This is a genomic window from Alteromonas lipotrueiana (assembly GCF_019249245.1).
GTDB classification, from domain to species: domain Bacteria; phylum Pseudomonadota; class Gammaproteobacteria; order Enterobacterales; family Alteromonadaceae; genus Alteromonas; species Alteromonas lipotrueiana.
In genome coordinates this window covers 152,846-172,483 of sequence record NZ_JAESDK010000002.1, presented here as the reverse complement: position 1 = coordinate 172,483, position 19,638 = coordinate 152,846, and the positions used below count along the sequence as shown (strand labels likewise).

At 47.4% G+C, this 19,638-nt stretch carries 19 protein-coding genes; 1 reads left to right on the top strand and 18 read right to left on the bottom strand.

What is annotated here, in order from left to right:
- Nucleotides 1-646: 646 nt before the first annotated feature.
- The 18 genes from der to iscR form a co-directional block, all read right to left on the bottom strand.
- A complete protein-coding gene (gene der / locus JK130_RS02455) occupies nt 647-2,092 on the bottom strand; it encodes a ribosome biogenesis GTPase Der (RefSeq protein WP_218352629.1) in 1,446 nt (481 codons plus the stop codon).
- Between the two features lie 137 nt (nt 2,093-2,229).
- The gene (bamB, locus tag JK130_RS02450; protein ID WP_425514579.1) at nt 2,230-3,444 is read right to left on the bottom strand and encodes an outer membrane protein assembly factor BamB; all 1,215 of its coding nucleotides are present in this window, start codon (nt 3,442-3,444) and stop codon (nt 2,230-2,232) included.
- Between the two features lie 65 nt (nt 3,445-3,509).
- The gene (locus JK130_RS02445) at nt 3,510-4,130 is read right to left on the bottom strand and encodes a YfgM family protein (RefSeq protein ID WP_218352627.1); all 621 of its coding nucleotides are present in this window, start codon (nt 4,128-4,130) and stop codon (nt 3,510-3,512) included.
- Nucleotides 4,131-4,188: 58 nt separating this feature from the next.
- Nucleotides 4,189-5,466: a histidine--tRNA ligase gene (hisS, locus tag JK130_RS02440; protein WP_218352626.1), complete on the bottom strand. Its 1,278-nt coding sequence runs from the start codon at nt 5,464-5,466 to the stop codon at nt 4,189-4,191.
- A gap of 92 nt (nt 5,467-5,558) precedes the next feature.
- On the bottom strand, nt 5,559-6,680 hold the full coding sequence (gene ispG / locus JK130_RS02435) for a flavodoxin-dependent (E)-4-hydroxy-3-methylbut-2-enyl-diphosphate synthase (protein ID WP_218352625.1): 1,122 nt from the start codon (nt 6,678-6,680) through the stop codon (nt 5,559-5,561).
- A gap of 2 nt (nt 6,681-6,682) precedes the next feature.
- Nucleotides 6,683-7,654, bottom strand: a complete 972-nt coding sequence (locus JK130_RS02430; protein ID WP_218352624.1) for a RodZ domain-containing protein — start codon at nt 7,652-7,654, stop codon at nt 6,683-6,685.
- The gene (gene pilW / locus JK130_RS02425; RefSeq protein ID WP_218352623.1) at nt 7,651-8,727 is read right to left on the bottom strand and encodes a type IV pilus biogenesis/stability protein PilW; all 1,077 of its coding nucleotides are present in this window, start codon (nt 8,725-8,727) and stop codon (nt 7,651-7,653) included. Before pilW ends, JK130_RS02430 begins: the two co-directional genes overlap by 4 nt.
- A gap of 27 nt (nt 8,728-8,754) precedes the next feature.
- Nucleotides 8,755-9,873 (bottom strand): dual-specificity RNA methyltransferase RlmN, encoded by a 1,119-nt coding sequence (gene rlmN, locus JK130_RS02420; protein WP_218352622.1) that lies wholly within the window; start codon nt 9,871-9,873, stop codon nt 8,755-8,757.
- Nucleotides 9,874-10,127: 254 nt separating this feature from the next.
- Entirely contained in the window at nt 10,128-10,559 is a 432-nt protein-coding gene (ndk, locus tag JK130_RS02415) for a nucleoside-diphosphate kinase (protein ID WP_218352621.1), read from the bottom strand.
- Nucleotides 10,560-10,695: 136 nt separating this feature from the next.
- The gene (locus tag JK130_RS02410; protein ID WP_218352620.1) at nt 10,696-11,109 is read right to left on the bottom strand and encodes a SufE family protein; all 414 of its coding nucleotides are present in this window, start codon (nt 11,107-11,109) and stop codon (nt 10,696-10,698) included.
- A 24-nt stretch (nt 11,110-11,133) separates the two neighbouring features.
- Nucleotides 11,134-11,670, bottom strand: a complete 537-nt coding sequence (gene sufT / locus JK130_RS02405; protein WP_218352619.1) for a putative Fe-S cluster assembly protein SufT — start codon at nt 11,668-11,670, stop codon at nt 11,134-11,136.
- Nucleotides 11,671-11,680: 10 nt separating this feature from the next.
- On the bottom strand, nt 11,681-12,037 hold the full coding sequence (locus tag JK130_RS02400) for a HesB/IscA family protein (RefSeq protein WP_218352618.1): 357 nt from the start codon (nt 12,035-12,037) through the stop codon (nt 11,681-11,683).
- An 11-nt stretch (nt 12,038-12,048) separates the two neighbouring features.
- Nucleotides 12,049-13,266, bottom strand: a complete 1,218-nt coding sequence (locus tag JK130_RS02395; protein ID WP_218352617.1) for an aminotransferase class V-fold PLP-dependent enzyme — start codon at nt 13,264-13,266, stop codon at nt 12,049-12,051.
- A complete protein-coding gene (sufD, locus tag JK130_RS02390) occupies nt 13,263-14,522 on the bottom strand; it encodes a Fe-S cluster assembly protein SufD (protein WP_218352616.1) in 1,260 nt (419 codons plus the stop codon). Before sufD ends, JK130_RS02395 begins: the two co-directional genes overlap by 4 nt.
- Nucleotides 14,519-15,280, bottom strand: coding sequence for a Fe-S cluster assembly ATPase SufC (gene sufC, locus JK130_RS02385; RefSeq protein ID WP_218352615.1), 762 nt, complete (start codon nt 15,278-15,280; stop codon nt 14,519-14,521). The genes sufD and sufC overlap by 4 nt, the downstream gene beginning before the upstream one ends.
- Nucleotides 15,281-15,282: 2 nt before the next feature.
- Nucleotides 15,283-16,728 (bottom strand): Fe-S cluster assembly protein SufB, encoded by a 1,446-nt coding sequence (gene sufB, locus JK130_RS02380; RefSeq protein WP_218352614.1) that lies wholly within the window; start codon nt 16,726-16,728, stop codon nt 15,283-15,285.
- A 279-nt stretch (nt 16,729-17,007) separates the two neighbouring features.
- Nucleotides 17,008-18,180, bottom strand: a complete 1,173-nt coding sequence (locus JK130_RS02375) for an IscS subfamily cysteine desulfurase (protein ID WP_218352613.1) — start codon at nt 18,178-18,180, stop codon at nt 17,008-17,010.
- Nucleotides 18,177-18,656, bottom strand: coding sequence for a Fe-S cluster assembly transcriptional regulator IscR (iscR, locus tag JK130_RS02370; protein ID WP_218352612.1), 480 nt, complete (start codon nt 18,654-18,656; stop codon nt 18,177-18,179). Before iscR ends, JK130_RS02375 begins: the two co-directional genes overlap by 4 nt.
- A 431-nt stretch (nt 18,657-19,087) precedes the next feature.
- Between iscR and JK130_RS02365 the strand changes: the two genes are divergently transcribed.
- On the top strand, nt 19,088-19,357 hold the full coding sequence (locus JK130_RS02365) for an RNA recognition motif domain-containing protein (RefSeq protein WP_218352611.1): 270 nt from the start codon (nt 19,088-19,090) through the stop codon (nt 19,355-19,357).
- Nucleotides 19,358-19,638 lie beyond the last annotated feature (281 nt).

The following is a 19,638-nucleotide window of genomic DNA, read 5'->3' as shown; positions in this document are numbered from 1 at the left end:
GTGAATAGTGACTCGCTGATACATCTACAGATTTATTAAGATAATCCCTGCTGACACACCCAAATCACCCACCACTACGCCGGGCTGCCGGCAGCAGCTAAAGGGTGCTTTTCATTCTGCGTTGCAAAGCCGATTAAGGAGGTGATACATCCTAGCCTCATTACCGCCCATAGAAGCGTATTTTTGCAGGGCACAGATAAGCAAACCGAAAGCCAAGACAGGAAGCCGCAGGCAAGGGTAACCGGCACAGGACGTGCCGTTTGCCCTGGTTCGGGTTGTCTGGGCAATGCAAAAATGGCTTACGCTTCGTAAGGGCTAGCGGGGGTGTCCAGAGGGGCGACGCCCGTCCCTCTGGTTGCTGTCGCCAACGCGACAAAGACCGTTATATTTCCTGAAATATCATTAGGGATAAGCAGAGAAAAACTGTCCATTGCTCTGAAAGTATCCCTGATGGAAAAAGTGGAAGTTCAGAAGAGCGAAGCTCCGTCCCTATGATTGCTGTCTCCAACGCGACAAAGGGGGTTATATTTCCTGAAATATGTGTAGGGATAAACTAGATAAAACTGTCGATAGTTTTGAAAGTACCCCTCCTGGGCACAGCACAGCAAAACACAATCAAAAAAGGGGCTTTCGCCCCTTTTCACATTTACTTACTTTTTTTATGAAACGTCATTAAACGCTTACGTTTACGCTCCTGCGCCAGGGTCAGCTTATTCTTTTTGCCTTCAAACGGGTTTGCGCCTTCTCTGAACTCAATACGAATTGGCGTACCCATAATTTTCAAAGACTTTCTGAAATAATTCATTAAGAAACGTTTATAAGCGCCAGAAAGGCGATCTACCTGATTACCATGAATCACAATAACCGGAGGGTTGTAGCCCCCTGCGTGGGCGTATTTCATTTTGACCCGGCGTCCCTGAACCAACGGTGGCTGATGTTCATCCTGAGCCATTTCCATAATTTGCGTCAAAATGGAGGTATTAATACGGCGGGTAGCGCTATCGTACGCTTCGACTACCGAATCAAACAAGTTGCCTACACCCGACCCATGCAACGCTGAAATAAAATGCAAACGCGCAAAATCGATAAAACCTAAACGACGGTCTATCTCACGTTTAATTTCGTCTTTAACATCGGTATCCAGGCCATCCCATTTATTTACCGCAAGAACCAGCGAACGCCCCGAGTTAAGTACAAAACCTAACAAACTTAAGTCCTGATCAGAAAGACCTTCACGAGCATCGATGACCAGCAAAACAACATTAGACTCTTCAATTGCCTGCAGTGTCTTAACAATCGAAAATTTCTCTACCGCTTCGGTTATTTTCCGACGTTTTCTTACCCCCGCGGTGTCTATCAAAATATATTCGCGTTCATCGCGCTCAAGCGGAATATATACGCTGTCTCGGGTAGTACCCGGCATGTCGTACACCACCACTCTGTCTTCACCCAGAATTCGGTTGGTCAGTGTTGACTTACCCACATTGGGTTTACCCACTATCGCCAATTTTATCGGAAGATTTTTTAAACGTTCCAGCTGTTCATCTGAAGTAAGCTCTTCATGGGTTGGCTTAGCCACCACTTCCATTTCAGGAAATTGCTCAGCTAAAGGATTAAGCCCTTTATCTAATAGCTGAGAAACCCCGCGGCCGTGGGCGGCAGCTATTTGATAGACATGACCTAGACCCAGCGCGAAAAAGTCAGCGCTTTCGCTATCGCCGTCTATACCATCAACCTTATTGGCGACCACATACACTTTTTTGTCAACCTTACGCAGATGCTCTGCAATACCCTGGTCAGCGGGCATCAGGCCTGCACGGGCGTCGACTAAAAACAGCACCACATCGGCTTCGTCAATGGCCAGTAAAGACTGCTGGGCCATGTGAGCATCGATGCCGGCTTCGTCTCCGGTAATGCCGCCGGTATCTACCACAATAAATTGTTTGCTATCAAAAGTAGCCTGTCCGTATTTTCGATCACGGGTGAGCCCCGGAAAATCAGCCACAAGGGCATCCCGGGTATTGGTTAGTCGATTAAATAACGTGGATTTTCCGACATTAGGCCGGCCCACCAGTGCAACTACAGGCAACATTAATGTATTCCTACATGAGATATAAACAAAAACGAACAAGCCGCGTTAGCACGCGGCTTGTTCTTATATAGCTATAGTGTAACGGTAAACGACAGTTTCGTCAGCCATCTACCATAGCTTTGTACCAAGTTCGATAGCTACTGCCCGATAGTCAGTGCCGCTACCGTACCGTCGCGGGTGATCGCTACAATTTTATCATCAACAACAATTGGCGATACGTAGACAGACTCGTCTTCATCGTCTCCACCCAGGTCATAACGGGCAACTATTTTGCCGTCTTCCTGGTTTATCCAATGTAAAAAGCCCCATTTGTCGCCTACCACTACGTGATCACCTACCGGTAAGGCTTCGGTTAGATTACGCTGTTTAAGTGAACTTTGTGACCATAGCTCCACCCCGTTTCGACGATCCAAACCGTAAACAATGGATTTATTATCAACCACAAACAAGGTGTTGTCGCTTAACGTAACGTCACGATACGACCCGTATTCACGTTTCCAGATAACGCGGCCGCTACGAAGCTCAATGGCGGCTAATGTGCCATTGTAAGAAATTGCATAAATAATACCGCCATACATAAGCGGGGTGACATCTACGTCGACAATACGTTCAAGCTCAGTCGCGCCCGCCGGTTTGGTGATGGCGGTTTCCCAGGCAACCAACCCCGAGTCGATAATATTAACCTGTATCTTACCCGTGGGGGTGCCTACAATCGTGCCACCGTTAGCGGCTATTGGCGCAGAAATACCACGAAGGGTCAGTGGCGGAACATCGCTTTCGTTTAACCACAGCTGTTCGCCCGAATCGGCATCAATACCAAACAGCGTGCCTGCCCCTGTATTTACAACCAACACGCCTTCAGAAACCACCGGAGCGGATAGTATTTCGCCTTCTACAGAGTGCGACCAACGGGTTTCACCGGTGGCTGAATCCATTGCTATGATGGCGCCATTTTCGGTACCTACATACACGGTTTGTTCGTTAAAGGCCAAACCGCCTATACGGGCAGACTCGCCTGAACGCCACAACTGGCTAACCGCGCTGAACATACCGTCGTCGGCAAACGTGGCTAAATTACGCTGCCAGTGTTTCTCTCCGGTTTCTGGGTCCAAAGCAGCAACTTCGCCATGACGGCTGGCCGCAAATACTTTGTTATCACCATAAACCGGACGTAAGCGCGAAAAATAGTCATCTATACCATCGCCAACATCGGTATCCCAGATTACTTCAGGTTCAAACTCTGCATCAATAGGCTTAAGAGTGCGTATTGCTATCTCTTCTTCTTCAGCAAACCAATTTGAAACCGTTGTACAACCGGTCAATGAGATACTCATCACCAGCGCTAAACCCATGGTGCGTGAAATTCGGCCCTTCTGACCACACGTTAATCGTGACAAACTAGCTACCTCTTGAATTCTTATGAGCCAGTGACAACTGACAGGTTATCAAGCTTCATTTTAACCAACTGGTTACTGGCGTTATTTTCCAGCGCTTTGGTATAGGCCATACGAGCATCGTCAGGTTTACCCTGAGCTGCCAGAACATCGCCCTTTATTTCTGCAATTAAGCTGCTAAATGCATCGTTGTTCAAACCACCCAAGGTGGCCAAAGCCTGATCAAAATTATTCTGTTCAAGCTGAATTCGCGCTAACTGAATTCCTGCCAATGCTTTTAAGTTGTTGTCATCAGTAGTACTTATTACTTCTTCCAACGTATTTGCCGCCTGATCAAGCTCATTGTTTTCTACCAACTTGCTTACTTTCATAAACCGGGCAATGCTGGCATATCCAGAATCGTTGTGGCTACTGATAAACTTGTCTACATTATCTAGCCCGGCTTGTGAAGGTAGTGTTTCAACCGCCTGCTGATACTCAACGGAAGCCTGAGCTTTATTTTCAAGCTGTGTTTCGCTGTAATAGCGCCATCCCCACAGGCCGCCCAAGCCTACTACTGCGCCCAAAACGATGGCCATGCCATTATCTTTCCAGAATCGCTTTATCGCTTCTACTTGTTGTTCTTCTGTAGCGAACTGTTCCATCTCTGACCTCTGTATTGTACGTCCGGCAAGCCGCCTTTCTGCGACCTGTGTATTTTAGTTAACTAATTAATGATTCTAATTCTGCACTTAACGAATCTAAGGAAACGGTACTCTGATTTTGTCCATCGCGCAGTGGCTTAATAGTAACCTGGTGGTTATCGGCTTCTTCGCTGCCCAGTAACAAAGCAACTTTAGCGCCGGTTTTATCAGCACGTTTTAGCTGCTTTTTAAGATTACCACCACCGCAATGCATCATTACCCGAACCCCTGGCAGCGTGTTACGCAGTTGTTCGGCAACGCTGACTGCATAATCTGTAACGTCGTCACCCAAAGCGGTTATAAACACATCTGCACTGCTGGTATCTTGCTCTTCAGCCTTTAAGGTGGTGAGCATCAATACCAGTCGCTCGATACCCATCGCAAAGCCAACTGCAGGGGTTGATTTTCCGCCTAATTGCTCTACCAGACCATCGTAACGACCGCCCGCACACACCGTACCCTGTGATCCCAGGCTATCGGTAACCCATTCAAATACAGTGCGGTTATAATAGTCTAATCCGCGCACCAACCGTGGATTAATCTCATATTCGATACCTGCTGAACGTAATCGTTCACATAACTGTGAAAAATGTTCTTTTGATTCGGCGTCAAGATGATCCAGTAGCGAAGGCGCGCCTTCTAACGCGGCCTGTACTTCTGGATTTTTGCTATCCAATACACGTAGAGGATTGGTGGTCATGCGTCGACGTGAGTCTTCATCAAGCTGGTCAGCGCGGGCGGTTAAAAATTCAATCAATGCCTCGCGGTAAGCCTGGCGCGCTTCATTAGAGCCTAATGAGTTGATCTGCAAGGTAACATGCTCGGCAATACCGCATGCCTTCCAAAACCGGGCGCTAAGCAGTATCACTTCTAAGTCAATATCAGGACCGGCCAGACCGTAAGCTTCTACGCCAAACTGATGAAACTGCCGGTAACGCCCCTTTTGAGGTCGTTCATGGCGAAACATCGGGCCCATGTACCAAAGCCGCTGTTGCTGATTGTACAACAGACCATGCTCGTTACCGGCCCGTACACAACTTGCGGTCCCTTCAGGACGCAACGTCAGGCTATCGCCATTTCGGTCATCAAAAGTGTACATTTCTTTTTCAACAATATCGGTAACTTCACCAATAGAGCGTTTGAATAAGTCGGTACTCTCAACTATCGGAGTACGTATCTCCTGATAACCATAACTGGCTACCACTGATCGTAAGGTTGATTCTACCTGTTGCCAGATACCGGATACTTCCGGCAGGCAGTCGTTCATTCCGCGTATAGCCTGTATTGTTTTAGCCACCTGAATATCTCATACTGCTGATAAATAAAAGCCCCGCATTATAGGGGCTTTGTAGGGAAACAACAACGTTTGCCACATCGGACATCCGTGGGTTATTCGTCTTTTATTGCTACCGCAATTTTTCGGCTTTCATCTAACTGGTTCGCTTTTGCTCTGATACGCTTTTCCAGCTGATCAACCAGCTCATCGTTTTTCAGGCGTACTTTTTGACGCTTACCATCTTCATAATAGCCACTCATATTACGCGCGCCGGTAAGGCCCAGGTCAGATATTTCTGCCTCACCCGGACCGTTAACTACACAGCCAATAATCGACACATCCATTGGCGTGAGAATATCTTCTACACGCTGTTCAAGGGCGTTAACGGTGCCGATGACATCAAATTCCTGACGCGAACAGCTTGGACATGCGATAAAATTGATGCCACGTGAGCGTATGCGTAATGACTTTAGAATATCAAAACCTACTTTAATTTCTTCCACCGGGTCAGCGGCCAAAGAAACCCGTAGCGTATCGCCGATGCCTTCGGCCAGCAGCATCCCTAAACCTACCGAGCTTTTAACTGCGCCTGCGCGCTGACCGCCGGCTTCAGTAATTCCCAGATGCAAGGGCTGGTCGATACGTTTAGCCAATTCACGATACGCCCCGACCGCTAAAAAAACATCGGAAGCTTTCACGCTTACTTTAAACTGATTAAAATTAAGCTTATCGAGTATATCCACGTGGCGCATAGCCGACTCGACCAAAGCCTCAGGGGTGGGTTCTCCGTATTTTTCCTGCAAATCTTTTTCCAGTGAACCGCCGTTCACTCCAATTCGAATAGGAATGTTTTTGTCTTTGGCGCAATCGACTACCGAACGCACGCGATCCATATTACCAATATTGCCGGGGTTGATACGCAAACAATCAACGCCGTATTCGGCGACCTTCAGAGCGATACGATAATCAAAATGAATATCGGCGATTAAAGGCACACTCACCTGTTTGCGAATTTCTTTGAAGGCTTCAGCCGCGTCCATTGTAGGTACTGACACACGAACTATTTCACCGCCCACACCCACAATTCGATTAATTTGTGCCACCGTTGCCGCTACGTCAGTGGTTGGCGTGTTGGTCATCGACTGCACCGCAATTGGCGCTCCATCACCAATGGGCACATTGCCTACATTAATACGAATTGATTTTCTGCGTTTAATCGGACTTTCACCAAACATGTTTATCCCCGCAAAGGTAGTGAGAAGCGTGCGGTACGACCATTCTGAAACCCAGAAATATCGACATTTTCACCCGCATAAACAATAGCTACATCATCAGGCGCGCCCAACGTAACACTGATGGGGGGCTGACCGGAGATTTCCATTACCCGCCCCGCCTTTTTAATACCTGTTGCCAGTACTTCGCCGCTGGCATCAACAATATTTACCCAGCATTCATCATTAAATGTGAATTTTGCAGATTGTGGCGCGCTATCACTTGGTGTGGTTAACTCTTCACTTTGCGTTTGTGCTGATGAAGGCTCCGTTGCAGCCAGTTGAGCATCCGCGTCGGGCGGTGTGCTCAATGAGGAGGTCGTATCGTTTTCTGGCTGCGAATCGACAGCGGGTTCACTGTTCGTTCGCGGAACCGCTTTTAACTGAGGTTGTTGCTGAGTTTGCTGGCGATCAGCCGGTTGACGTTGCGGAACAACCCCTTCGGTTCGCTCGCTGGCTGTCACTTTACTGGTTGGTGCATCTACCGCCATCGTCTGTTCATTGGCGTTATCATCTTGCTGGTACCACCAGATAACAACCGCAGCAACCAGCAACAACAATATGGCCCAGGTCACCATCATCCAGCGATCATCATGCGCTTGTTTAGCGACACGCTGCGAAAAACTTTGTAATGCTGCCGGAGGCTTTGTGGCCGTGTGTAACTGATTAAATCGCTCGATAACCAGTTCGTGATCAATGCCTAAAAACTTTGCATAGTTGCGCACATACCCTTTGGTAAAGGTAACTGACATTGAGTCGTCAATTTCATCAGACTCGATATGTTCAATGGTATGTGCTTTTAAAAAAAGTTTGTTAGCCACATCTTGCTGCGATAACCCTTGCTGAACACGAGCTTCGCGTAACATTTTACCCGGCGTCTGCTGATGTTGCATAGACGTCTCATCAGCGCTTTTTTCAGTGGTTTCTTCTAAATTCATTCAACTACCTGGTTTGTTTGTTGCTCAGGGGGGACCAGCCATAATCTGGAGCCTACTTCCAGCACATTCGCCTGTGCCAGATTATTCCAAGAACGTAGGGAAGACATTTTAATGTTGTATTTAACAGAAAGACGGTACAGGTTCTCATTGCTTTGAACAACATGAACCTGCGGATTTTCAGCTAAGCTTACCAATTTTGTGGATTGCGTAGCTGGCATACCCGGTGTACCGGGCTTGTTTTTCAATGCGACGGAATCATCAGACCCAGCGGGCGCCGCCGTTTTATCATTTATCAGAGCTTGCTTGTTGCGGCTACCCGATTGGCTTTCCAGCGTCTGAAACTGCTTAAACTGGGCGCTTTGAGGGTACAAAGCGCGAAGCATTTCACCATAACTTTGCACTGCTTTAGCATCATTTTGGGCATCAGCAACCTGTACCGACAACCACAGCGACTGGGCGGTAACTCGCGCCATCTTTTGGTACCGCCTTAAACTGTTTTCAGCCTCTGCATACTGGCCCGTCTCAAGGTATTCCTGAGTTAACAACATCAGTGTTTTACCTCGGGAGGGTTGATGATTCAACGCCGTTTTGAAGTACTTAATAGCATTTTGATGCTGATTTTGCTCGCGTGCGCACAGCCCCATGTTTTCATACGTTTGCGCGGTATTGGCGTAGTGTTTATTGTCTACCGCTTTGGAAAAGTATTTATTCGCTTTATCGTACTGCCGCTGCTGACACAAAAATGCACCATAACTGTTGGCAATATCGGCATTACGTGGGGCCAAATCTAATGCATTCTCATAATACTCTACCGCTCGTGGGGTTTCTTCAACGGTTTGGTAGTAATAGGCCAAAGCATAATGTACGTCGGCCAGCCTGGGACCAAACTCCAGGGCCCGGTCGAGGTTTTTCTTAGCCTGGGTGTAGTCACCGTTTTTAAGATAGGTCAGACCCAAAGACATTCGGGTACGCGCTGCTTCAGACTGATCAAAGTTGTCGCTAAGCATGCCCGGTTGAGACTGACTAACACATCCTGATAAAACAAAAACGCAAGCAATTAGGCTTTTGCGCATAGGGCGACTACCTCCGTATCAATTAGATTACTGCGCCATTTTCACCGAAATCTGCTCGCCCTTCATCTGTTTTTTCAACATTCTTTTAGTGCGATCAACCACATCACCCACCAGTTGGCCGCAGGCGGCATCTATATCATCCCCGCGGGTTTTGCGGACCATCACGGTATAACCGTGTTCCATCAGCACTTTAGAAAACCGATCAATTCGCGAATTAGATGAACAGGTGTATGGCGACCCGGGATACGGATTGAACGGGATCAGGTTTATTTTGCATGGCGTATCTTTCAATACTTTAGCCAACTCGTGTGCCTGATCGGTGCTGTCATTAATATGTGAAAGCATCACATATTCAATGGTAACTCTGCCTTGGTTGGCTTTCGACTTTTCAAGATAGCGTCTAACGCCCGCCAAAAATGTCTCTATATTGTACTTCTTATTAATAGGTACAATTTCGTTACGCAGCTCATCGTTAGGCGCATGTAAAGAAATGGCCAAAGCCACATCAATGGTATCGCCCAGCTTATCTAAAGCAGGCACTACGCCCGAAGTACTTAAGGTAACCCGGCGCTTAGACAATCCAAAACCAAAGTCGTCCATCATCAAATCCATGGACGGGATCACGTGTTTAAGATTAAGCAAAGGTTCGCCCATACCCATCATGACTACGTTAGTTACCGGACGCTTGCCGGTGTCATTAGACAATCCTAAGAAGGTAGCAACCCGCCATACCTGACCAATAATTTCACTGACTGACAGATTGCGATTAAAGCCCTGCTGCGCGGTTGAACAAAAGGTACATTCTAATGCACACCCTACCTGAGAGGATACACACAAAGTAGCGCGGTCGGTTTCAGGAATCCAGACACTTTCTACTTCTTGTCCGCCTTCCAATGTTAAGGCAAACTTGATGGTACCGTCACTGGCTTCCTGGAAATACGCAATCTCAGGGGCTTTAATTTCGCAGTTTTCTTCAAGCTTTTGACGCAGGCTTTTGTTCAGATTCGACATCTCGGCAAAGTCACTGACACCCTGATGGTATATCCATTTCATCACCTGATCGGCCCGAAATGGTTTTTCGCCAATCTCCTTGAAGTACGCACGCAGGCCTTCGCGATTGAGATTTAACAAATTTGTTTTTGCCATAAAATGACTGACCTTACCTTAAACTATATAAATCAATAGGTTGCTTATTTAAAAGCAGCACAAACCGATACGTCTAAGAAAACCGGACGTATCGTACAAAAATTAGGCGCGAATTTTACCATAGCCGCGTAGTCGGTAAAAGCACAGGCCTGCGATAGGACAAAGAATATCCTTTAACAAACTATCCCTTAACAAAATAAGCCCTAACAAAAAAGGAGAGCCTGAGCTCTCCTTTTCGCAATCCAGCTTCGTAATTAACGAGTGCGTGGGCAAATTTCTTCTTCTGAAAAGAAGTAAGCAATTTCGCGAGCTGCAGATTCAGGAGCATCAGAACCGTGTACCGCATTTTCATCAATAGAAGCAGCATAATCGGCACGTAATGTACCGGCAGCCGCATCAGCTGGGTTAGTTGCACCCATGATTTCGCGGTTTTTAACTACGGCGTTTTCGCCTTCAAGAACCTGAACCATTACCGGACCAGAGGTCATGAAGTTTACCAGAGCGCCAAAGAAAGGACGTTCTTTATGCTCAGCATAAAAGCCTTCAGCTTGCTCTTTGCTCAGGTGCACCATTTTAGATGCAACAATGCGCAGGCCCGCTGATTCAAAACGGTTGTAAATTGCACCGATGACATTTTTTGCTACTGCATCAGGCTTGATAATCGAAAAAGTACGCTCTAGAGCCATTTTTCTTTTCTCCGAAAAGTCGAATAATATTTTGGCCGCAAATTATAGGCAATTCTTAGCAACTTGACCAGAGGCGATGTTCATTGCCTTAAGGTTAATTGCATATTAATTGTTGTAAGCCCCTCTAATTTGCAGATTATCGGGTCGCTGATTTCGCCAGTGCCTGAATTTTACCCACTATGGCACGTAAGCCGTTGCCGCGTGTGGGGCTGATATGACGTTCAAGATCCAGCTCAGTAAAATAGCCATCAATATCAAACGCCAAAATTTGTGCCGGTGTTTTATCGTTGTATGCTGCCAGTACCAATGCTAACAGTCCCTGAACAATAACCGCATCGCTGTCGACATCAAACTGTATGCGCCCTTCATCAATGCGCGAAGTCATCCACACCGAACTCTGGCAACCTTTAACCAGGCGGTCACTGGTTTTTTGCTCATCACTTAAACCCGGAATGGCTTTACCTAAATCAATAATGTACTGATAGCGTTGTTCCCAGTCATCGAAAAACGCAATATCGTCAATAATTTCCTGACTATCAGGCAATCGCATAATGTTGCTTATCCCAAGAAGTAATTAAAAGAACAGACCTGCTTCAAGCTGAGCTTCTTCGCTCATCATCTCTCGTGACCAGGGCGGATCGAATACCAGCTCTACATCAACGCTGTCGACGTTTGGAACCATCCCTACCCGGTATTCAACATCACCTACTAACACCGGTCCCATACCACAGCCTGGGGCAGTAAGGGTCATCTGAACACTCACTTTGTGACTGTCCTGATCAATAGTCACTTTGTATATCAAGCCTAAAGACACAAGATTAATGGGAATTTCCGGATCGTAAATGGTTTCCATCGCATCCCAAACCTGCTGTTCACTGATAGAACCATCGGTCGGGGCTTCAAAATCCAGTACCTGAGGCTTACGGCCTATGGCGTCGGCATCCGTACCATCAATCCGGTACATATTGCCATGCCAGGTAATGGTGTAGTTACCACCCAGCTCCTGGGTGATGTTAACAAACTCACCTTCACGAATAACCGTTTTGTCGCCGGCCGGAACCAACCTTGCGGTGCAGTCACGTTCAGTGACGACCATCTTTTGTGCTGCCATTTATATTGCCTTAGCCTATATTAAAGCTTTCGCCGCAACCGCATTCGTCTACTACATTGGGGTTGTAATACTTAATTACACCGTTCACCCCTTCCATCACATAGTCGATTTCAGTGCCTTGTAATAAGGTCACAGCATTGCTGGCGATAGCAACGTTGACACCGTTGCCGGCATCAATTGTCTCGTCGTCGGCTTCAGGGCTATCTGCATAATCAAGTACATAGGCATAGCCGGTGCAGCCGCTTACCCGGGTTGACAACCGAATCCATTGTTTATCGGCTTTAGCCAGCTTAGCTGAAAAATGTTTTGTTGCTGCATCAGTTAGCGACACAACAGTGGTACTTGGTACAAAGGTTTCAACACTCATATCGTCTCCTGTTAAGCCAACATCGTTCTGGCTTTACCCAGCGCCGAGAACAAAGCATCTACTTCGTCCATCGTATTGTAAATTGAAAACGACGCTCTCGCTGTACCGGGTATTCCCAGTTTATTCATCAGCGGTTGAGCGCAGTTATCTCCGGTGCGAATAGCGATGCCTTGCCGATCCAGAATAAATCCCACATCCGCTGGATGCGCGCCATCAAGCATAAAGCTCATTACACCAATTTTGTTTCTGGCGGTGCCAATTATCTGCAAACCGTCAAATTCTTCGGCCTGAGCATGCGCACTGGCCAACAGGGCTTTTTCATGGGTTTGAATGGCCTGTTTATCAAGGCTATCAAACCAGTCAATCGCGGCCGCTAAGCCAATTGCACCAGCAATATCCGGAGTTCCGGCTTCAAGGCGATTGGGCAGCTCGCCCCAGGTAGCATCCTGATAGGTAACTTCCTGAATCATTTCGCCACCTACCAGCCACACGGGCCAGTCGGCCAAAACCGAACGTTTACCCCATAACGCGCCAATACCGGTAGGCCCAAACATTTTATGTCCTGAAAAGGCGTAAAAATCGCATCCTATAGCCTGTACATCCACATCGCCGTGGGCAATACCCTGCGCGCCGTCAATTAATACCCACGCGCCCACTTCTTTAGCTTTGGCCGTTAAGGTTTTAACCGGATTTACTGTTCCTAATGCGTTGGACACATGAGGCATAGCAACCAGGCGGGTTGCCGGGCCTAACAAGTTCGCAAATTCGACTTCATCTAACTCGCCGCGCGCATTAATAGGCACCACTTTTAAGGTGGCGCCTGCACGTTTACAGGCTTGTTGCCAGGTAACCAGATTGGCATGATGTTCCATCTCGGTCACCATAACCTCGTCGCCGTGCTGTAATCGCTGAGCTAACCCATTGGCGACTAAATTTATAGCTTCGGTGGTGCCCCGGGTCCAAATAACTTCTTCGCGGACACTGGCGTTTATAAACCGAGCCACGGTGTCGCGAGCCTGCTCATAACGTCGGGTTGCTTCATCAGACAACTGATGCGCACCCCGATGTACATTGGCATTACACGTTGTGTAATAATCTATAATGGCATCTAAAACCGCTTGCGGCTTTTGCGTTGTCGCCGCATTATCAAGATAAATCAGCGGTTTGCCGTCTATCTGACGAGACAAAATAGGAAATTGTTGACGTAGCGCAGCGACATCTAAGCTCATTTTACCTCCATCCGGGTAAAGCGCTCGCTTAATTTAGGCAGTAGCCATTCACGTATTGCATCGTCAGGCACCTGATTTACCAGCTCCTGAATAAACCCAAAATTAAGGATCACCAACGCCTTGCTACGAGAAATTCCGCGAGTTAGCAGATAATACAATGCTTCTTCATCAATCTCGGCCACGGTGGCGCCGTGAGCACATTTCACATCGTCTGCGTAAATCTCTAGCTCAGGCTTGGTATTAATAAGCCCTTTGCGTGACAACAGCAAATTACGATTATTCAGCTCGGCCAGCGTTTTTTGTGCATCGCGATGAATATGTATACGACCATTGAACACGGCTCTGGCGTTATCGCCGATAATACCGCGCGCATTTTCTTCGGTAGTGCCATTAGGTTGCGTATGCTCAATATTTGAATGCAGATCGAACAGCTCGCCCTGGGCCAGCAAATAGACCGCATTCATTTTGGCATCAGCATGTTCACCGCGGTGAATAATATCCACATCCAGACGCGACAACTCGCTACCATAGCCCACAATTGTACTGTTTAATGTCGAGCCGTTATGCAACGCAAAATGACTGCCACCAATTTGTTTAGCCTGTCCGGCCATCAGTGCAAACCGATAGTGTTCAAGATGTGCATTGTCGCCAATCATGTACTCAACAAACGCCGTAGTCATGCTGGGTGTATCACCTTGCGCATGCTCGACGATACGGGCACTGGCATTCTCGCCAATGTTCACCGCTACCCGGGTGTGAGCGTCTACATCCTGGCTGACCAGATTTGTGATACGTATAACTTTTTCAAGAGTCACGTTATCGGCTACATCAATAAATACGCCCTGCTCACTGGCTACATCGTTAACCAGTCCAAACACATGATGTTCAGGTTTAACTTGTCCAAATACTTTGGCGGCCCGCTGTTGCTCTGCTTCACTCAAGTTGTCGAAGGTGGCAATAAGCACCCCATCAGGTACCTCTAACTTGTCACAATCGGTGGTGAGTTTGCCATCCACAAACACCAACTCAATAGCGTTCAAACCATCAATTTCTGGTGCATGTTGCGCAGTGACATCGGTTGCCGACTTCACTTCGCGCTTTGCCACTGAGGTGAGTGGGGTAAAGCGCCAGCTTTCAGCACGGCGGCCAGGCCAGCCTTGTTGTTGTAAGGTCTCACGCGACTGCTGGCGCACAGTGGCCAGAAAATCTGATGGGACAGACGCGTGCTCAATGACCTGATTTAGCCATTGACTCATACTTCTGACTCCTCGTATTTTTTACCTAAAAATGCGTAGCCGTTTTTCTCAACTTCCTGGGCTAACGAAGCATCGCCACTTTTCACAATTTTGCCATCGGCCAGAATATGCACAAAGTCAGGCTTGATGTAATCAAGCAGACGCTGATAATGGGTTACCACAATAAAGCTACGCTCGCCGTCGCGCTGGCTGTTAACGCCGTCGGCAACAACCTGCAATGCATCTACGTCCAGACCCGAGTCTGATTCGTCTAGAATGGCTAAGGTAGGTTGTAGCAAAATCATTTGCATAATTTCGTTGCGTTTTTTCTCACCGCCCGAAAAGCCTTCGTTCACTCCGCGTTTCAAAAATGCTAAAGGCAACTGCACTTGTTTGCAGGCTTCTTTGGCTTTTTTCAAAAACTCGGCAGCGGTCAGCGACTCTTTACCCTGTTTTTCACGAATCGCATTTACCGACTCTTTCATAAATTCCATATTACTTACGCCAGGAATTTCAACCGGATACTGAAATGCTAAAAACAAACCAGACTGAGCACGCTCTTCAACGTCCATGTCTAATAAATCTTGATTATTGAAGGTGGCGGTGCCTTCGTTTACTTCATAACCATCACGCCCTGACAGAACATAACCCAGCGTGGATTTGCCGGCACCGTTCGGGCCCATGATTGCGTGTACTTCACCTGGCTTTACTTCCAGGTCAAGACCCTTAATGATGGTCTTGTCTTCGACGCTTGCATGTAAATTCTGAATCTTAAGCATTATTACCCCACTGAACCTTCAAGACTGATTTCGAGAAGTTTGCCGGCTTCTACCGCAAACTCCATCGGTAATTCTTTAAATACTTCCTTACAAAAGCCATTCACAATCATCGAGACGGCTTTTTCAGGATCCATACCACGCTGCTGACACAAAAACAGCTGGTCATCACTTACCTTTGAGGTAGTGGCTTCGTGCTCTACAATCGCAGTAGGATTGCGGCTTTCTATATACGGAAATGTGTGTGCGCCACAGGTATCACCAATAAGTAACGAGTCACACTCGGTAAAGTTACGCGCCCCGTCGGCTTTAGGGCCCATCGACACCAGACCGCGATATGCATTGTTACTTCTGCCCGCCGAAATCCCCTTAGAGATAATGGTTGAGCGGGTGTTTTTACCAATATGAATCATCTTGGTGCCGGTATCGGCCTGCTGACGACCACGGGTTAATGCTACAGAGTAAAACTCGCCAACACTGTTATCACCTTTTAAAATGCAGCTTGGGTATTTCCAGGTAACCGCAGAACCGGTTTCAACCTGGGTCCACGAAATCTTGGCGTTGGTATGACAAATACCCCGCTTGGTCACAAAGTTGTAAATACCGCCTTTGCCATTTTCATCGCCGGGATACCAGTTTTGCACCGTTGAATATTTAATTTGTGCATCGTCCATGGCCACCAGCTCTACTACTGCGGCATGCAGCTGATTTTCATCACGTTGAGGCGCGGTACAACCTTCAAGGTAGCTTACATAGCTGCCTTCTTCAGCCACAATGAGTGTCCGTTCAAACTGGCCGGTGTTTTCCTGATTAATACGAAAATAGGTCGATAATTCCATTGGGCAGCGCACACCTTTTGGAATGTAAACAAACGAGCCGTCAGTAAATACCGCGCAGTTAAGCGCTGCATAAAAGTTATCGCTACGAGGTACTACAGAGCCGATGTATTTTTTCACCAGCTCAGGGTACTTTTGAATTGCCTCTGAGATAGGACAAAAAATAACGCCCGCCTCTTCCAGCTTCGAGCGGAAAGTCGTTACCACTGAGACCGAGTCAAACACTGCATCTACTGCTACGCCGGCCAGCATTTCCTGTTCGTGCAACGGAATACCCAGCTTTTCGTAGGTACGCAGAAGTTCTGGATCGACTTCGTCCAGCGACTGCGGTTTGTCTTTCATGCTTTTAGGCGCGGAATAATACGATACTGCCTGAAAATCAATTTTTGGATAATGGACATGTGCCCATTCCGGCTCGTCCATCTCAAGCCACGCATGATAGGCTTTCAAACGCCAGTCCAGCATCCATTCAGGCTCATTTTTCATTGCTGAGATACGACGGATAACCGACTCGTCCAAGCCATTTTCAAATGTTTCAGACTCGATGTCAGAGTAGAAGCCGGCATCGTACTTACGTTCCAGCGCTCGATCTATCTGTTCGCTCTGTTCACTCATATTGAAGTCTCACTTGTTTGCCTGCCATAGCGGAGCATTGAATAAAAGGGCCATGACGGTCTTGCCCTACATCACTTTTTAGTGGTGCGTAAAAAGCTGCTCAACGCCTTAAAACTGTGCTCTATTGTATAATACCTGAGTAAATCACTCAAGTATTACCCGGATGCCGGTGTGGTGTACCGGCGCTTTGTATAAATTGCTATATACCGCCTGGTCTGAGCGCGGCGGATCATGCCCGAATATCAGGTTTTATTCAACGCGAATAAATGCATAGCGTGGTTACTGACGATTAGCTTCAAGCATACTTTTAACCACACTGGTTACTTTTTCTATTGCCTGGTCAATATCTTCATCCGACGTATACCGACCTACAGAAAAACGGAGTCCGCTGTGAGCGGTTTCGGCGTCACAGCCGATAGCTCGCAGTACATAAGACGGCTCCATACTGGCTGAAGTACAGGCTGAACCCGATGACACCGCAATGGTGTTGAGCGCCATTATCAGGCTTTCGCCATCAATACCGGTAAAGCTGACATTCAAATTGCCGGCGACCCGCTGTGTGGGGTGCCCATTAAGCTGACTGTTTGGCAGTGCACTCAGACCCTTCCAAAGTTTGTCGCGCAAAGCGCTAATGCGCATCATTTCTTCGGGCAGGTTTTCACCGGCCAATTCACACGCGGTACCTAATCCCACAATTTGATGGGTAGCCAGTGTTCCTGAGCGCATACCGCGCTCGTGGCCGCCACCATGGATTTGTTCAGCAACCCGAACCTTTGGACGGCGACGTACATATAATGCGCCGCTGCCTTTGGGCCCGTAAAACTTATGGGCCGACAACGAATACAAATCTACTGGCAGCGTACTTAAATCAACAGGCAATTTACCCACGCTTTGGGCACCATCCACATGAAACGCAATCTGGCGTGCACGGCATAGCTCGCCAATAGCAGTGATATCCTGGATTACCCCGATTTCGTTATTCACGTGCATTACCGACACTAAAATGGTGTCATCACGCAGCGCTTTTTCAAGCTCATTCAGATTTAGTAACCCCTGCTCGTCCACCGGCAGATACGTTACTTCATAGCCTTGAGTTTGTAGATACGCGCATGTATCAAGCACCGCTTTGTGTTCGGTCACCACAGTAACGATATGCCGACCTTTATCCTGATACTGCTGCGCCACCCCTTTTATGGCTAAATTGTTGGCCTCGGTCGCTCCTGAGGTAAATACAATCTCGCGGGGATCGCAGTTTAGTAAATCTGACACCTGACTGCGGGCCACATCCACAGCTTCTTCGGCCATCCAGCCATAGCGATAAGTACGTGAAGACGCATTACCAAAATTGCCATCCATGGTCAGACACTGCATCATTTGCTCAGCTACTAGCGGATCAACCGGGGTGGTGGCGGCATAATCTAAATAAACCGGAGGTTGGGTCTGGTTGCTCACAACTGTATGCTCACCTGTATATCCTGCGCTTTACCCAGCGCGTTTTTATCCTGTCTGTCGGCCACCTCTAGCACATCCCGCTTGGCCATCAGCTCACCTAATGAAATACCATCCAGAAAAACACTGATTCGGTCGCTAAGGTCCTGCCACAAGCTGTGAGTAAGACAGCGCTCTCCACCCTGACAATCAGACTGACCCTGACATCGGGTCGCATCGACCGACTCATCCACCGCGCGAATAACTTCACCAATGGCAATATCAACCGGCTCACGCCCTAACAAATAACCGCCGCCGGGGCCACGTACACTGCTCACCAGCTGTTCTTTGCGTAATCGCGAGAAAAGTTGTTCAAGGTACGACAAAGAAATTTCCTGTCGCTCAGAGATGTCGGCTAAAGGAACCGGACCACGGCTAGAATGCAGCGCCACGTCAAGCATAGCGGTTACCGCGTACCGGCCTTTCGATGTTAATTTCATAGAACTCCCCTGCCGTTTTTGATGGCAGAATTGTTCCATACCTGACTAAATTGGTCAAGTATTTGGGCCTGGTGGTAAATCACGCAATCGGGGGGTATTCACTTTGGGGTGGTTACGAAAAAATATTAGCCAAAACAAAGCATTGTAAATCTTAGCACAAAGAATTCACTGCTTTTTCAAAGTCTGGTTCGGCTGTCTCAATGAGTCTGATTGATTTTGTCTTTCAACCGATGCTAAAAAGATAGAACAAGTTAAGCGAAAACCTGACCCTATAAAGTGTTAATATACAGGCTGATTTCGGGACTGGTAAAAAATGCATTACAATGATGAACTGAGCGTGCCCGAAATGCTTACGAATAGTCAGGTCGTAGCGCTTACGCGTGGCTTCACATTCTCTTTTAGTGCCTTATTTACTGCGTGAAATATTAATTATGAAAATTTTAGTCCGAAACTTAGACCGAACCACTACCGAAGCCGAATTAACCAACCTGTTCAGCGCACACGGAATTGTACAATCGTGCAATCTGGTCTTAGATCAGAAAACCAAAGAGTCAAAAGGCTTTGCCTTCGTAGAAATGCCAAAACCTGGCGATGCCAAAGCGGCCATTAAAAACTTAAATGATAAGATGGTAGGCGAGGCTAAAATCAGAGTGAAAAAAGCCGAAGATAAAAATTCCGAGCCTAAAAAAGACGAAAGCTAAGCCAGCTTAGTTTTACGAGCCAGGCTTTACGTGTCATAACAAAGACCAGGGGGTGATTTTTCGCCTTTTGTGCTTTGAACGATTGCAAGGTATGGTGTGCCATAAATCTGGATAAACCATGGTAGGGCTAGCGCCGATACCAGTCACTAGCTCCCCGGCCTTGCAAAAAATGGGTTAACATTTTCTGCCCATTAAGGGCTATTTACCCTGCAAGCACTGCCTGGCTTTCTGGTGCTATCTAACTATACAAAGCTATTTGTAACCCCGGTTTAACAAGCCTT

What these genes read in the sequence shown, in the direction of transcription:
- JK130_RS02430 (WP_218352624.1), bottom strand. Translation starts at nt 7,654, where the DNA reads ATGAATTTAGAAGAAACCACTGAAAAAAGCGCTGATGAGACGTCTATG.
- bamB (WP_425514579.1), bottom strand. Translation starts at nt 3,444, where the DNA reads ATGGGTTTAGCGCTGGTGATGAGTATCTCATTGACCGGTTGTACAACG.
- sufB (WP_218352614.1), bottom strand. Translation starts at nt 16,728, where the DNA reads ATGAGTGAACAGAGCGAACAGATAGATCGAGCGCTGGAACGTAAGTAC.
- ispG (WP_218352625.1), bottom strand. Translation starts at nt 6,680, where the DNA reads ATGTTTGGTGAAAGTCCGATTAAACGCAGAAAATCAATTCGTATTAAT.
- JK130_RS02445 (WP_218352627.1), bottom strand. Translation starts at nt 4,130, where the DNA reads ATGGAACAGTTCGCTACAGAAGAACAACAAGTAGAAGCGATAAAGCGA.
- ndk (WP_218352621.1), bottom strand. Translation starts at nt 10,559, where the DNA reads ATGGCTCTAGAGCGTACTTTTTCGATTATCAAGCCTGATGCAGTAGCA.
- sufD (WP_218352616.1), bottom strand. Translation starts at nt 14,522, where the DNA reads ATGAGTCAATGGCTAAATCAGGTCATTGAGCACGCGTCTGTCCCATCA.
- JK130_RS02365 (WP_218352611.1), top strand. Translation starts at nt 19,088, where the DNA reads ATGAAAATTTTAGTCCGAAACTTAGACCGAACCACTACCGAAGCCGAA.
- sufT (WP_218352619.1), bottom strand. Translation starts at nt 11,670, where the DNA reads ATGGCAGCACAAAAGATGGTCGTCACTGAACGTGACTGCACCGCAAGG.
- JK130_RS02400 (WP_218352618.1), bottom strand. Translation starts at nt 12,037, where the DNA reads ATGAGTGTTGAAACCTTTGTACCAAGTACCACTGTTGTGTCGCTAACT.
- der (WP_218352629.1), bottom strand. Translation starts at nt 2,092, where the DNA reads ATGTTGCCTGTAGTTGCACTGGTGGGCCGGCCTAATGTCGGAAAATCC.
- JK130_RS02395 (WP_218352617.1), bottom strand. Translation starts at nt 13,266, where the DNA reads ATGAGCTTAGATGTCGCTGCGCTACGTCAACAATTTCCTATTTTGTCT.
- JK130_RS02410 (WP_218352620.1), bottom strand. Translation starts at nt 11,109, where the DNA reads ATGCGATTGCCTGATAGTCAGGAAATTATTGACGATATTGCGTTTTTC.
- pilW (WP_218352623.1), bottom strand. Translation starts at nt 8,727, where the DNA reads ATGCGCAAAAGCCTAATTGCTTGCGTTTTTGTTTTATCAGGATGTGTT.
- rlmN (WP_218352622.1), bottom strand. Translation starts at nt 9,873, where the DNA reads ATGGCAAAAACAAATTTGTTAAATCTCAATCGCGAAGGCCTGCGTGCG.
- sufC (WP_218352615.1), bottom strand. Translation starts at nt 15,280, where the DNA reads ATGCTTAAGATTCAGAATTTACATGCAAGCGTCGAAGACAAGACCATC.
- iscR (WP_218352612.1), bottom strand. Translation starts at nt 18,656, where the DNA reads ATGAAATTAACATCGAAAGGCCGGTACGCGGTAACCGCTATGCTTGAC.